Origin of the sequence: Arthrobacter sp. R4, from assembly GCF_051365025.1 — a bacterium.
Lineage (GTDB): Bacteria > Actinomycetota > Actinomycetes > Actinomycetales > Micrococcaceae > Arthrobacter.
This window is the reverse complement of record NZ_JBLWIJ010000051.1, coordinates 1-13,688: the sequence shown is the minus strand read 5'-3', so window position 1 is coordinate 13,688 and position 13,688 is coordinate 1. Positions and strand designations below refer to the sequence as shown.

10 protein-coding genes and 1 pseudogene are annotated in these 13,688 nt (G+C 65.2%); 7 read left to right on the top strand and 4 right to left on the bottom strand.

What is annotated here, in order from left to right:
* From ACLKOZ_RS22225 to ACLKOZ_RS22210, 4 genes and pseudogenes are all read left to right on the top strand, one after another.
* Positions 1-244, top strand: a pseudogene (locus ACLKOZ_RS22225) (NAD-dependent epimerase/dehydratase family protein); the annotation flags it as partial.
* On the top strand, positions 241-1,146 hold the full coding sequence (locus tag ACLKOZ_RS22220) for a 5-dehydro-4-deoxyglucarate dehydratase (RefSeq protein ID WP_436478413.1): 906 nt from the start codon (positions 241-243) through the stop codon (positions 1,144-1,146). The pseudogene ACLKOZ_RS22225 and the gene ACLKOZ_RS22220, both read left to right, overlap by 4 nt.
* Positions 1,146-2,255, top strand: coding sequence for a mandelate racemase/muconate lactonizing enzyme family protein (locus ACLKOZ_RS22215; protein WP_436478411.1), 1,110 nt, complete (start codon positions 1,146-1,148; stop codon positions 2,253-2,255). Before ACLKOZ_RS22220 ends, ACLKOZ_RS22215 begins: the two co-directional genes overlap by 1 nt.
* A 54-nt stretch (positions 2,256-2,309) precedes the next feature.
* Complete coding sequence (locus tag ACLKOZ_RS22210) at positions 2,310-3,761, top strand: aldehyde dehydrogenase (NADP(+)) (protein WP_436478409.1); 1,452 nt, start codon at positions 2,310-2,312, stop codon at positions 3,759-3,761.
* Positions 3,762-3,889: 128 nt separating this feature from the next.
* On the opposite strand, the gene ACLKOZ_RS22205 is transcribed toward ACLKOZ_RS22210, so the two are convergent.
* The 4 genes from ACLKOZ_RS22205 to ACLKOZ_RS22190 are packed head-to-tail and all read right to left on the bottom strand — an operon-like array spanning position 3,890 to position 9,680.
* The gene (locus tag ACLKOZ_RS22205) at positions 3,890-5,029 is read right to left on the bottom strand and encodes a M24 family metallopeptidase (protein ID WP_436478407.1); all 1,140 of its coding nucleotides are present in this window, start codon (positions 5,027-5,029) and stop codon (positions 3,890-3,892) included.
* The gene (locus ACLKOZ_RS22200; protein WP_436478405.1) at positions 5,026-7,149 is read right to left on the bottom strand and encodes a DUF6807 family protein; all 2,124 of its coding nucleotides are present in this window, start codon (positions 7,147-7,149) and stop codon (positions 5,026-5,028) included. The genes ACLKOZ_RS22205 and ACLKOZ_RS22200 overlap by 4 nt, the downstream gene beginning before the upstream one ends.
* Positions 7,146-8,336, bottom strand: coding sequence for an acetylxylan esterase (locus ACLKOZ_RS22195; RefSeq protein WP_436478403.1), 1,191 nt, complete (start codon positions 8,334-8,336; stop codon positions 7,146-7,148). Before ACLKOZ_RS22195 ends, ACLKOZ_RS22200 begins: the two co-directional genes overlap by 4 nt.
* A 48-nt stretch (positions 8,337-8,384) precedes the next feature.
* A complete protein-coding gene (locus ACLKOZ_RS22190; RefSeq protein WP_436478401.1) occupies positions 8,385-9,680 on the bottom strand; it encodes an ABC transporter substrate-binding protein in 1,296 nt (431 codons plus the stop codon).
* A gap of 369 nt (positions 9,681-10,049) precedes the next feature.
* Here ACLKOZ_RS22190 and ACLKOZ_RS22185 point away from each other — a divergent pair, with 369 nt between their 5' ends.
* The 3 genes from ACLKOZ_RS22185 (at position 10,050) to ACLKOZ_RS22175 (ending at position 13,592) form a co-directional block, all read left to right on the top strand.
* Complete coding sequence (locus ACLKOZ_RS22185; protein ID WP_337346020.1) at positions 10,050-10,994, top strand: carbohydrate ABC transporter permease; 945 nt, start codon at positions 10,050-10,052, stop codon at positions 10,992-10,994.
* Positions 10,984-11,925, top strand: a complete 942-nt coding sequence (locus ACLKOZ_RS22180; protein ID WP_436478398.1) for a carbohydrate ABC transporter permease — start codon at positions 10,984-10,986, stop codon at positions 11,923-11,925. The genes ACLKOZ_RS22185 and ACLKOZ_RS22180 overlap by 11 nt, the downstream gene beginning before the upstream one ends.
* A 305-nt stretch (positions 11,926-12,230) precedes the next feature.
* A complete protein-coding gene (locus ACLKOZ_RS22175) occupies positions 12,231-13,592 on the top strand; it encodes an ABC transporter substrate-binding protein (RefSeq protein WP_436478396.1) in 1,362 nt (453 codons plus the stop codon).
* The last annotated feature ends 96 nt before the right edge of the window (positions 13,593-13,688 follow it).

Below are 13,688 nucleotides of genomic sequence, written 5' to 3'. Positions count from 1 at the left end.
AGCTGACGCCCTCGCAACGGCGCCACTGGCCGAGCTGATGCCGCGCTTCCTGCCCGGAAGCGAAGCCCTGGCCGCCGGCCTGACCGGCACCAGCCCCGCCTTCTCCATCGCCAAGGCCCGCGACCTGCTCGGCTGGGAACCCCAACGCAGCTGGCGGACCGAACTGAAAACCACCACCAACCTCAACGACGAGACAGCCGCCTCGCTGGTCACAGCCGGAGCCGGATCCAAGGAGACACCATGAAATTCGACGGCGTTTTGTTTTTCCCCGTCACCCCGTTCACGCCGGAAGGTCTTGTTGATTTGAAGCTCCTCAAGGAGCACATCGGCTCGCGGCTTCCCTTCGGGCCCGGCGGCGTTTTTCCCGCTTGTGGGACCGGTGAATTCCATGCCTTGAGCATCGATGAGGTGCGCACCGTGGTGACTGCCGCCGTCGAGGTTGTGGCAGGAAAGGTGCCGGTGGTCGCCGGAGCCGGCGGACCGCTGGGCCACGCCCTGGCTGCTGCCCGCGTGGCGGAGGAAGCCGGTGCCGACGCACTCCTGGTCCTGCCGCCGTACCTGGTCACCGGCCCCACCGACGGCCTGGTGGCGTACATCGAAGCAATTGCTGACGCCAGCAGCCTGCCAGTGATCGTCTACCACCGCGGCAACGCCAAGTTCACTGCCGCCTCCATGGCACACCTCGCAGCCAACCCCAAGGTGATCGGTTTCAAGGACGGCTTGGGAGACGTGGGCCTGGCCCAGGAGATCGTCTCCGCGGTCCGCGCCACCGGACGCGAGGACTTCGCCTTCTTCAACGGCCTGCTGACCGCCGAACTGACCCAGGGCGCCTACCGTGGCCTGGGCATCCCGCTCTACTCTTCGGCCGCGTTCGCCATGGCACCGGAGATCGCCAAGGCGTACTACGACGCCTACATGTCCGGTGACGAGGAGCGCCGCAACGCCCTTCTCGAGGGTTTCTACGCTCCACTGGTGCGGCTCCGTGACCAGACCCCGGGTTTCGGCGTCTCGCTGATCAAGGCTGGCCTGCGCCTGGGCGGCTTGGCTGTTGGGGGCGTCCGCCCGCCGCTGGTGGACCCCACCGAGGATCAACTGGTCCAGCTGAAGTCCATCCTGGCCAAGGGCTACGAGCTGGCCGGCCGCTGATGAGCGCGCCCGCCGTCGAAAGCGTCCGGACGGCACCGCTCATCACCGGTCTGTCCACTCGGCTCCTCACCGTCCCGCTGCGCCGCAGCTGGGGAGTGGAAGCCCCGGAAAACCACGTGATCGTTACGGAAATCCAGACGGACGACGGCGGTGCGGGGCATGGTTTTTCCTGGACGCCAACCATTGGCCCGCAGGCCGTCAAAGCACTCCTCGACTACGACATCGCACCTTTCGTGACGGGTATGCCCGCCAACCCCGAGACGGTGTGGGACGCACTGTGGAAGCGGCTGCATGAGGCCGGCGGCGGGGGACTGACCACCATCGCGATGGCCGGCGTCGACCTTGCCCTCTGGGACCTCCAGGCCCGCCGCGCACAGACCTCGGTCACCGGGCTTCTGGGCCAGCGGCAGGAGTCCGCGGAGGTGTACGGCTCCGGGGTGAACCTGCACTACACGCTGGAGGAGCTGGTGGCCCAGGCCGAACGCTGGGTCGCAGCCGGACACCGGGCCGTCAAGATCAAGGTGGGCAAACCCGACATCCGTGAGGACGCCGAACGCGTGGCCGCGGTCCGGACCGTGCTCGGTCCGGACCGGAAACTCATGATTGACGCCAACCAGCGCTGGGACCTGCCCACAACCTTCAAAGCGTTGGACGTCCTCGCGGAGTTCGGCCTGGAATGGCTCGAGGAACCCATCCGCGCGGACGACCTCTGGGCTTACAGGAGGCTGCGGAAGCACTCGCCCGTTCCCATTGCGCTCGGCGAAAACCTGCACACCATCTACCGGTTCCGCGATTTCATTGAGGCGGACGCGGTGGACATCATCCAGCCCAACATCATCCGGGTTGGCGGCATCACTCCGTTCCGGCGGATCGTGGAACTGGCCCGGACCAACAGCATTCGCGTGATGCCCCACCTGCTGCCGGAACTTTCCGGCCAGCTGGCCCTCACCCTGGCGGAGCCCACGCTGGTGGAAGACGTGGAGGATGCTTCCTTCGAACGGCTGGGCATCCTGGCGGGGCCCTCACCGGTCCGCTTCAGCAACAGCCGCCTGACCCTGACGGACCAGCCGGGCCTTGGCTTCCGCTTCAAGGACACGCCCTCGCCCTGATGCAGATCCTATGACCGCCGATACGACACTTCCCGACGAAATACAGGTACCCCAGTGACTACTGCAACCCTTTCACTTTCCGAACTCACCGCTGCCGCCGCCCGGGCAGCCTCCGTCGCCGCTGCGGCGACGGACAAGGAGCGGGCAGGCTGGCTCAACGCCGTCGCCGACGCGCTTGACGCCAACGTGGCCGAACTGGTGGAGATCGCCGACTCGGAGACCCGGCTCGGCATGGTCCGGCTCACCGGCGAGGTGGCCCGCACGTCCGGACAACTTCGGCTTTTCGCCCGCGTGATCACCGAAGGCTCCTATCTTGAGGCGATCATTGACCATGCGGACCCGTCCGCCACTCCGCCCAAGCCGGACCTGCGCCGAATCCTGCGCCCCATCGGTCCGGTGGCCGTCTTCTCAGCCTCCAACTTTCCGTTCGCGTTCTCCGTTGCCGGCGGGGACACCGCTTCCGCCCTGGCCGTGGGTTGCCCGGTCATCGTCAAGGCCCACTCGGGGCACCTGAAGCTTTCCGAGCGGACGGCCGAGGTGGTCACGGAAGCCCTGCGTTCCGCCGGTGCCCCGGATGGCCTGTTTGCCCTGGTCAGCGGGCGCGAGGTGGGCACCGCGCTGGTGCAGGATTCCGCCATCAAGGCTGTAGGCTTCACGGGCTCCATCCCGGGCGGCCGGGCGCTCTTTGACCTCGCCGTCTCCAGGCCCGATCCCATCCCCTTCTACGGCGAGCTTGGCAGCCTGAACCCGGTGGTCATCACCGCTGCGGCGCTGGCCGAGCGCTCCAGCCAGCTCGCGGCGGGCCTCGCAGCCTCGTTCACCATGGGTGCCGGCCAATTCTGCACCAAGCCGGGCCTGGTGTTCATTCCGTCGGGTTCGGGCTTCGCCGCAGAACTCGCAGAGGCCAGCAAGGACAAGCCGACGGCGGCCATGCTCACCACCCGCATCTCCGATGCCTACCCGGATGGCCTGCGCAGCGTGGCGTCGCTGCCCGACGTGACCATCGTCAGCGGCACAGCAGACCAGGACGCCACCCGCGACGGCGCCGCACCAGTGGTCTTCTCCACTTCCGCCGCCAACGTCCTGGAGCGCCCGGACGAACTGCTTGAGGAATGCTTCGGCCCCACCACGCTGCTGATCGAATACGCGAGCCAGGAAGAGCTATCCGCTGTCCTGGCCAAGGTTCCCGGCAGCCTGACCGCCACGGTCCACGCCCAGCCGGGCGAGGATGTCGCAGAACTCGTGGAGCAGCTGTCCGGCCTTGCAGGCAGGGTCCTTTTCGACGGCTGGCCCACCGGGGTCGCAGTGAACTGGGCCCAGCAGCACGGCGGCCCGTACCCCGCCACCACATCGCTTTTCACCTCGGTAGGCGCGACGGCGGTCCGTCGTTTCCAGCGGCCTGTCGCCTACCAGGATGCTCCGGAAACGGTCCTGCACCCGGCGCTCCGCGAAAGCAACCCGCTGGGAATTCCGCGCCGCGTGGACGGTGAGCTGGTTCTTCCGTAAAAACGCTCTCGCAGATAACGTCGGTTTAAACGAAACGCTCTCTCCGTTGTGAACTGCTCCCCGGAAGTTGGACTGAGAAATTCAGTTCCGACTTCCGGGGAGCAGTTCTATGTGAGAGAGCGTTTTGGCTAGAGCTGCAGCGTGAGGGGGCGCTTGAGCCCGTTGACGGTGGTGGTGGGCCAGCGGTCATCAACGGTCAGGACCTTTACCCCCGACTCGGTGAGCTGGACCGTATCCTCGATCTTCACACCGGGCCCTGATGGGTTCCAGGTGAACGGCTGGTTGAGCACCACGGCGTCGGTGGCGGCAGCGGTGACGCGCGGGTCCCGCCCGGCATAGCCGGCCGGTCCGCCCTGGTGGTGCTGCTCCCACTGCTCCGAGCCGAAGCCGTGGCGGACGTACGAGGCCTTAATCTCTCCGAAGATGCGGTCAAGCCGGGTGCCGGGGACTGTCGCGTCAAAGATGTCCGCCTCAACGGCAGCGATCCGGGACTCGGCGTCGAGCTCCGCGGGCGTGCCGCCGTCGAACCTTACCCAGCGGGTGATGTTGGCAACCAAGCCATCCCGTCGTGCGCACACCACTGCCATGGCCCGGCGGCCAAGCGGCGCGTGGGTAGCCAGCGGGTGGCGGAAATCGCTTCGCGAACTGCCGTTGCACAAGAGGACCAGCGGCTCCGCGCCGGCGGCCACTACACGGCCGGCTAGGGCGGATGCGAGCTCGAATTCAGTGGTTTCCGGCCGGGCGGTGGACAGCACATCAGTCACGATGCCCGCCAGTTCCGCGCTCAGGTGGGCGTAGCGGGCGCTCTCGCCGGGGAGCAGCTGCTGCCGGGCAGCCCTCAGCTCGGTAGCCACCGCCGCCTCGGCGAGCGGAGTGCCCGCGCTGCTGCCAGCAGAACGTCCGACGGCGACAGCGGCCTCGTGCAGGTTCCCGTACCAGGGGACGGTGTGCAGGGAAACTCCCGCCGGGAGTTCCTCGGCAGCTATGCGTCCGGCCTCATTGTTGAACGTGACCAGGTGGTCGCCTGAGCGGTCCACCAGCAGGGCGGCGATGGGATCTCCCGCCAGGCTGATATGCACGCGGCTGCCATCGAGGTACCAGGTCAGCGCGGTGTGGGTGGTCAGCAGGAGCGAGTCCTGGCCCTTCGCGTCGAGGATATCCAGCACGCGCCGCCGTTTGACCTCGCGGTCGGCTGTGGAGGCGGGTGCCGTCCGTTTGCCGGCGGGCGGCGAATGGTGCGGTGCGGGTGTGGCGGTGGTCTGGCTCATGAATTGTCCCCCTGCGTTTTGATCAATGTCTCAATGTCTTCCGTGCCCAAAATTCCGTCGGCGATGAACACGGTGACGCTGCGGCGCACCGGCGTTCCAGGCTGGGCAATCACGGGGGCGTCCCAGGCCAGTGACTGGCCAACACCCGGGTAGCCGTCCACCCGGACGAACCACGGATCCGTGGAATCCGCCGCGGCGACGAACACGAGAGTGGCGGTACCGCCGCCCGCAGGTCCGGCCAGCGTACCGCCGTCGTCAGTTCCCGTACTGAACCTGCCGGACCAGGCGAGCCACGGCGTGACGCTCCCGTGCACTGAGGCCTCACCGGTGCCCGATGGCGTCCAGACTGTCGCCCCGGAGCATTCCGGAAGGCGCCAGAAGAACCCGCCGTAGCCGCCCTGGTGGCGGCCGTTGGAGCCGGGGCTGCCCAGGCTCACCGGGTTCCCGCCCGCGGGGGAGAGCGCAAAGTCCAGGCTGAGGCGCCAGGTGGAGGAGCCTGCTGAGGCCCACGTCCAGGTGCGCTGTTCAGTCAGGATGGGAGCGCCGTCGGGCCCGTTCCAGGACAGGGATTCGGCCAGCCGGCCGCCCGCCGGGGACTGTTCGACGACGGTTCCACCTTGCGTCTGATCCGTTCGGACGATGGTGCCGTGGTCCGGCCGCCAGACGTATTCGCCGGCTGCCCGGGTGTACGTGCGGCCGCCCCAGAAGTTGACGCCGTCCACATCCTGCAAGGCCACGCCAACGCCCAGGTGCCAGACGTGGTCCAGCGGCTGGTGATCGGTGACTACAGTCCCGCTGAGGGTGCGGACCGGGTGGAGGTAGGGGCGGGGCGAGGACACGGCGCGGATGTGGCTGCCGTCCTGGTATTCGGCCACTGGGTGCCCGGCGAGGTCGAACGTCTGCACTGGAGGTACGCTGCGGGCCCAGGGGACACCGAGCTCGGCGAACGTCGCCTGTGCCTTGGCCGCGCGCTCGATGAGTTCAGGGATGCCGTTTACTACGGGGTGTGCGTCGTCGCCGTCGCCTTCCCAGGTGAGGTGCGCGGCGGGAATCTCCTGCGGGTCGGGAGCCGTGCGGATGGCTTCCAGCACGGACGTGAAAGCACCAGTGTCCGACAGGCTGCACAGCAGGGGAGCGCCGGTGCTGCGGGCATCGAGCAGGTTCTCCAGCAGGTCGGTCCGCCCGAAGGTCTCGCGGCGCTCGCCGGCTGCCGTGGTGGTGATTACCTCGTCCTCCGTGTAGAAGAACATGATGTCCCCCTGAGTGCCGTGGACCGTCACGGAAGGGTTCTGCTGCTCCGGGGCGCAGAGCGTCAGGCCGCACAGCAGGGTCTGCCCGGCCGCGGTGCGGACGCGGATCACAGAGGTGTCGTCGCTCTGGGTGTCATTGGCCCGGTAAAGGTCAGTCTCCACCGATGCGACGTCGGCAACGGTATGCGCGCCGGCCAGATGCAGCCCGGTAGCTACGGCATGCGCCAGGGCGTTCGTGGCCACGCCGTCCACAACGTCGGTGCCAGCGAGGCTGCGTTTCCCGGCCCAGCGGGACCGCTGGAAGTAGCCCTTGGTCCGCAGCCACATGCCCTGGGCGCTCAAACCGAGGACATCCCCGATCTCGCCGGAAGCGATCGACTCGCGGATCGCGGGCAGGGCCAGGGACCCCAGGCTCTGGAAGCCCACCTGGACCAGCTTTCCCGACGCATTGGCCGCATCCAAAACCTCGTGGAACTGCGCCAGGGAAGCCACCGGAGGCTTTTCCACATACACGTCCGCCCCTGCTGCCAATGCAGCCAACGCCAGGGGAGCGTGCGTCTGGATCGGCGTGGCCAGGATGACCACATCCGGGGCCGTTCCCGACGCCAGCAACTGCTCCAGGGTGGTGAAAACCGCCACGGAAGCCCCCAGTGCCCCCTCCTGCGGCGGATGCGGATCAGCCACGGCCACCAGATCGACGACGCCGACAGCCTCCAGCCGGGCCAGGTTGGCCAGGTGCCGCTCACCAAAGCCATGGACGCCCACCAGGGCTATCCGCGGACGGTCAGTTGGAGCTGAGTCGGTGCCGGGTTTCGCGGCGGAGTGCGGCGCTGTGGTGCCAGGTGCCGCGAAGGCGGATTTTTGAGTCATCGATGGTCCTCGGTGCCGATGGGAGTTGAAAGGGTTAAATGATGCTGGGCGGCGGGGCTCTCGGCGCCTAAAGTCCTGGCTAAGTACCTGATGGCTTCATTCTGCATCCCGGCGGTGAAGACGTGACCGCCCGGCCAGAAACTTCCTATGTAGGTGCCGGCCGGGTGCAGTGACTCCAGTATTCGGTGGGCCTCGCGCATGCCGCTTTCGGGGAAAAGCTGGTCCGCTACGGCAAACTGCACCAGGAAACCCTCCGCTTCGGATCTTGCGGTAAGTTCCGGCCATTCGCCCAGTTTCCAGAGCCCCGGCGTCTGGAGCAGCCAGGAATGGGCGTCCAGGTAGGCGGGCAGGAGTGACTCGAACGTGGCCATCATGCAGGTCACCACGTAGTTCTTGATCCGCGGGCTCAGCGCAGCCAGTGCGAGCGACCGGCCGCCGCCGCCCGAGAAGCCGATGCAGCCCAGCCGCTCCGGATCCACCCCCGGCAGGGAGGCAAGGATGTCCAGTGCCGCGAGGTCATCATGGGCAACCATTCCTGCCAGGCTGGTGCCCAGCAGGCCAGCGGCCTTAGCCACGGTGTCTTCATGGATGCCGGCAGCGGCGTTGTACAGGTCCGCGTCGGTTGGTACGACGCCGTCCTCCCGCCATTGCGACTTCCTCGCGTCCAGCGCTGCGGCCGTTCGCCACGGCGGGACGGAGAGGTCGAACCGGCGGCTGCCCCACGCAAACGTGTCATGGGCCAGCACGGCAAAGCCGGCGCGGGCCACCTCCGTAGCCAGTGCCTGGCCGTCGTAGTGGCCCGCCCGCGCCGCCGCGGCGGACGGGTGGGACTGCGGAAGCTCCACCAGCCGGTCCGCACCGCCGAACTTGTTTCCGCCGTGGCAATGCAGGGCGAGCACGCCCGGCAGCGGCCCGGAAGCCCCGCCCGGACGCACGAGCCAGGCCGTACTGCGGGGGCCAAAGCCCAACTGCCAGCTAAGCTGGGAGGTGGTGACGCCGTCGTACGTCTCCTCCCAGTGGACGGTGACCTCCACCGGGGGGACGGCGGCCGGAACGCCCAGAGCATCCGCAAGCTCCTGGGCTGCCGGGGTGGCGGCCCGGTGGCGGGGCTGGTTTTGGACATAGCCGGGCCAGTCCTCATAGCCGGCGATGGCGCTGGGCCGTGCGGGCTCCTCTGGTGTAGTCACTGGCCTGCCTGTTGTTCGAAAGGTGGGAGTTGTCGGCGTGGGCGGCGGTCAGCCCAGGTTCTGGTTGACCTCGGAAATCATGCCCTTGGCGGCGTCCCGCGGGGAAACCTTACCGAAGAGTACATCTGTATTGAATCGGTTCAAAACTTCGAGCGTTGCGGATGACCCTGCGGGGAACGGCTTCGGCGCTGCGATGTTCAACTCAGCGATCCGATCCAGGTAGGCGGCTTCCTTCTGCTGGGAATCCTTCAGGAGCGGGGTGATGCCGGCCTTCAGCTCGGTGTTGGCGGGCATTCCGCGGTCACTCTTGATCTTCTTGGCTGCATCCATGTTGTTCACCAGGTAGTTGATGAACAGTGCCGCTTCCTTGGGGTGGGCCGACTTGGAGGAGATGGCGTACTCCATGGATGAGCGCAGCCACGCACCCGGTTCCGTGCTTTCACCGGGCATCTTCATCATGACCAGGGGCGAGCCCGAGTAGGAGGTCATCTGGTTGCTCCAGGAGATCTTCATAGCCTGCTTGCCCTGGCCCATCAGGGTCAGTTCAGGCTGTGCGGATCCGTCTTCCACCGTCTGGGAGGCCGACGGCGCCCCGCCGGATTCCATCAGGTTCTTGTTCAGCTCGAACCACTTGGTCAGCGTGTCCTCGCTGATGCCCATCTTCTTGCCGTCCTCGGTGTAGAGGTCTTCGCCGTTCTGGCGTGCCCACACTGCCAGGAACGAATCGTTGGCCATGGGGGTGGTGCCGAAAGTTCCCGCCGGCGATTTCTTGGTGATTTCCGCGGCGATATCCGCGAAGTCGTCCCAGGTCCAGGTCTCGTCATCCGGGAGTTCCACGCCGGCTTTTTCGAAGACCATGGGATCGATGACCATCGACATTGAGTTCACCCCGGCAGTGATGGTGTACTGCGTGCCGTCGATCTTACCCAGGTCCACAGTGCCCTCGGCGAACTTGGAGGTGTCCAACTGGTCTTTTACCTTGTCCAGGTCCAGCAGGACGCCGCGGCTGGAGTATTCGCTGGGATAGGAACCGCTCATGGCGAAGACATCGGGGGTGGTCCCGCCAGCGATCTGCGTGGCCATCTTGTCCCAGTACGAGCTGAACTCAGTGTTTTCGCCCTGGACCTTGATGGTGGGGTTGGCGGCTTCGAAGTCCTTGATGACTTCCAGGGTGGTCTTGGCACGGGAGTCGTTCCCCCACCAAGCGAACCGGATGGTGACCGGATCTTCCACGGTGCCCACTTTTCCGGCTTCAGGGTTGCCCCCGCAGCCGGTGAGGACCAGTGCGAGTGCCGCCGTCGTTCCGGCGATGCCCAGTAAAGACTTATTGAGACCAAACCGCATTGTTGTGCCCCTCAGGTGTCGAAGTGTGGATAGAGTGATCCTGGTAACAGAAAACGCTTTCTCAAAAACTAACAAAGGGCTATACAGGAGTCAAGAAACCGTTTACTTTGGTACGGAGCCGCTTTTTACACGTCCCGCCCGGGGCGGCGGAACCGGACCGCGGAAACAGCCTCAGCTGCTCCGCCGCAGCACCGGAGTCCGCGCCACCGGAGGCGGGACGCATCCCGATCGCCCGGCGATCACACCCCCGACGTGGAGGGCCACGATGACCAAAGGAGACCACATGGCCGCTAAACACATCCCCAGGACGCCCCGGCCGGCATGCTTGCCGGCACCGGCGGTCCTGCTGCGTGAAATGGAGTCGCCGCAATGAGCGCCATCAGTGAACTGAGCTCGATTTCCCGGCGTAAGGGCAAGGCCACTGCCGAAGAGAAGAAGGCCAACGGCCGGGACAACAAGGCCGCCTACATCTTCCTGCTGCCTTGGCTGGTGGGCCTGGTTGCCATCACCATCGGCCCGATGCTGATGTCCTTGTACCTGTCCTTCACGGACTACAACCTCCTCCAGCCGCCGGAATGGGTGGGGCTGGACAACTTCACGCGGATGTTCTCGGACGCCCGGCTGCACAACTCACTTGGCGTGACATTCACCTACGTCCTGGTCGGCGTTCCGCTCCAATTGGCCGTGGCACTCCTGATCGCGCTGGTCCTGGACAAGGGCCTGCGCGGCCTGCCGTTCTACCGCTCCGTGTTCTACCTTCCGTCCCTGCTGGGCGGCTCGGTGGCTGTCGCTATCCTCTGGAAGCAGATCTTCGGCACCACCGGCCTGGTCAACCAGGTCCTGGCGATGTTCGGCATCCAGGGCCCCGGCTGGATTTCAGACCCCAGCACGGCGCTGGGCTCCATCATCCTGCTGCACGTCTGGACGTTCGGCGCCCCGATGATCATCTTCCTGGCCGGTCTGCGACAGATCCCGGTGATGTACTACGAGGCCGCCAAGGTCGATGGCGCCAGCACTCTTCAGCAGTTCTGGAAGATCACCATGCCAATGCTGAGCCCGATCCTCTTCTTCAATCTGGTCCTGCAGATCATCGGTTCGTTCCAGTCGTTCACCCAAGCGTTCATCGTCTCGGGCGGAAACGGCGGACCCTCCGACTCGACCATGTTCTTCACCCTGTACCTCTACCAAAAGGGCTTCGGCCAGTTCGACATGGGCTACGCCTCGGCCATGGCCTGGTTCCTGCTGGTCATCATCGGTGTGTTCACCGCCATCAACTTCATCGCTTCCAAGTATTGGGTTTTCTATGACGACTAAGCTGCAGACGCTGCCCGCCCCGGACAGGAAGACATCCGGCGCCGGTAAGCCTACGAATCACCGCAAACCCCGGGAATCCCGCGGGACGCTGGCCTTCAGCCGGAAACAGCGGACCAAAGCACTTGGCAAGCATGCCATCCTGATCCTCGCCGGGGCCCTGATGATCTACCCGCTGCTGTGGATGGTGGTCTCTTCCCTCCGGGCCAACGAGTTGATCTTCCGCGAACCGGGACTCTGGCTCAACAGCCTGGAGATGAGCAACTACACCGACGGCTGGTCAGCCCTGACCCACCCCTTCGGGCATTACATGATCAACTCCGCGATCGTGGTCATCGGCTCCATCCTGGGTAGCCTGATCTCCTGCTCGATGGCCGCGTACGCTTTCGCCCGGCTGCAGTTCACCGGCAAGAAGCTCTTCTTCGGCATCATGCTGCTGACCATCATGCTTCCGTTCCACGTGGTCATCGTGCCGCAGTACATCCTGTTCTCCCAGATCGGCTGGGTCAACACGTTCTGGCCGTTGATCGTCCCCAAGTTGCTGGCCACCGAGGCGTTCTTTGTCTTCCTGATGGTCCAGTTCATCCGCGGTATTCCAAAGGACCTGGACGAGGCCGCACGCATCGATGGCGCAGGCCACCCCCGCATCTTCCTGCGCGTGATCCTTCCGCTGATGGTGCCGGCACTGGCCACTACCACCATTTTCACGTTCATCTGGACCTGGAACGACTTCTTCGGCGCCCTGATCTACCTCACGGACCCCGATATGTTCACTGTCCCGGTGGCCTTGCGCGCCTTCGTGGATTCGCAGTCCGCCACCAGCTGGGGCTCGCTGTTCGCCATGTCCATCGTGTCCCTGCTGCCGGTCTTCCTGGTCTTCCTCTTCGGCCAGCGGTTCCTGATCAAGGGCATCGCCACCACCGGCATCAAATAGCCTCCACCGGCGGCTGCCTCCTACGAGCCCGTCGCTCGAAACCCCGACTCGAAACCGACTCGAACCGACGGCCTGTCCCGCCAAGGGACGGGCCGTCGGCTGTTAGGGGTTGGGGCGCAGGCAGGCAGCCGCACGTCCCTGCCTACGGAACATTCGACGTCGCGCTTTCCTCATAAGAGAGGTTCTCAAGAGCTACCGGGCAACCTCTTGTAATACAAGTATCCAACTTGTAGTATCAGACTTAAGAAAACGCTTCCTCGTTTTCACATCCCCAGCAACAAGATCAAAGAAGATCGGAGTATCCAGTGCCGCTTTTTCCCCGTTCTGAGTCTGCTGCCCGGAACCATTCGGCAGAGACACCCTCCAACGGCGCACACCGCAGGTTCCGCAAGACAGGCGTAGTGGCTGCCGCAGCCGCCGCCGTTCTTGCCCTGAGCGCCTGCGGTGGGGGAGCCGCTCCACAGAGTGCCGACGGCACCGTTGAACTGCGCTTTTCCTGGTGGGGCAGCGACAAGCGCGCCCAGCTGACGCAGGCCGCAATCGCTGCCTTCGAGGCTGAGAACCCCAAGATCAAGATCAAGCCCGAGTACGGCGACTGGAGCGGCTATTGGGACAAGTTGGCCACCCAGGTAGCCGCCAACGACGCTCCGGACATCATCCAGATGGACGAAAAGTACATCACCGAGTACTCCAGCCGCGGCGCCCTGCTGGATCTCTCCAAGTACCAGATCGACACGTCAAAGCTGGACGAGGCCGCCCTGAATGCGGGCAAGAGCGAGGATGGCCTGACCGGTATTGCTGCAGGAATCAATGCGGCCACGATCATCGCCAACCCGGCCGTGTTCCAGGCCGCCGGCGTGCCGCTTCCGGATGACACGACCTGGACCTGGGAAGACTTCGGCCGCATCTCCGCCGAGCTCACCGAGAAGTCCCCGAAGGGCACGTACGGCTCTGCCGCCTACGGCACGGACGAGGCCTCCTTGGGCGTCTGGTTGCGACAGAACGACAAATCCCTTTACACCTCCGACGGCAAGCTGGGTTTCGAGCCGGCCGATATTGCCCAGTGGTGGGAGTTCCTGAAGGAGCTTAGCGAGAAGAAGGCCGTTCCGTCGGCGTCGGAAGTTGTGGAAGCCGAAGCCGCGCCGCTGGACCAGAGCGGCCTGGCCACCGGCAAGAACGGGCTGGCCTTCTGGTGGTCCAACCAGTTGCCGGCACTCGAGAAAGCGGCTGGAAGTGACCTCCAGATCCTGCGGTTCCCATCCAAGACCGGGAAGGCTGCCGACACACAGCTCTGGTACAAGGCATCCCAGTTCTGGTCCGCTTCCTCCCGGACCAAGCACCCTGAGGAAACGGCCAAATTCATTGACTTCCTGGCCAACAATGAAAAAGCCGGAGAAGCTCTCTTGGCTGACCGTGGCGTGTACCCCAACACAGACGTCCGTGATGCCATTGAATCGAAACTGACTCCCGCTGACATCAAGGTGGTCAAGTTCATCGACCAGATCAAGGGCGAGCTCGGTGAGGCTCCTGCCGCGCCACCGAAGGGCGCCGGTGCAATCCAGGAGATCATCAAGCGGTACACCTCAGAGGTCCTCTTCAACAGGCTCTCAACGGATGAGGCCGGCAAGAAAGCCCACGACGAAATGAAGTCGGCTATCAGCAGCTAAAGCGCAGACCGACTGGTCCTCACACCGTCTAGTCCGCATACCGCCGTAAAGGCTCCGGACGTCCTCAGCCTCCTCTAAGAACGTCCGACGGCGGGT

What these genes read in the sequence shown, in the direction of transcription:
- ACLKOZ_RS22220 (WP_436478413.1), top strand. Translation starts at nt 241, where the DNA reads ATGAAATTCGACGGCGTTTTGTTTTTCCCCGTCACCCCGTTCACGCCG.
- ACLKOZ_RS22215 (WP_436478411.1), top strand. Translation starts at nt 1,146, where the DNA reads ATGAGCGCGCCCGCCGTCGAAAGCGTCCGGACGGCACCGCTCATCACC.
- ACLKOZ_RS22205 (WP_436478407.1), bottom strand. Translation starts at nt 5,029, where the DNA reads ATGAGCCAGACCACCGCCACACCCGCACCGCACCATTCGCCGCCCGCC.
- ACLKOZ_RS22200 (WP_436478405.1), bottom strand. Translation starts at nt 7,149, where the DNA reads ATGACTCAAAAATCCGCCTTCGCGGCACCTGGCACCACAGCGCCGCAC.
- ACLKOZ_RS22190 (WP_436478401.1), bottom strand. Translation starts at nt 9,680, where the DNA reads ATGCGGTTTGGTCTCAATAAGTCTTTACTGGGCATCGCCGGAACGACG.
- ACLKOZ_RS22185 (WP_337346020.1), top strand. Translation starts at nt 10,050, where the DNA reads ATGAGCGCCATCAGTGAACTGAGCTCGATTTCCCGGCGTAAGGGCAAG.
- ACLKOZ_RS22180 (WP_436478398.1), top strand. Translation starts at nt 10,984, where the DNA reads ATGACGACTAAGCTGCAGACGCTGCCCGCCCCGGACAGGAAGACATCC.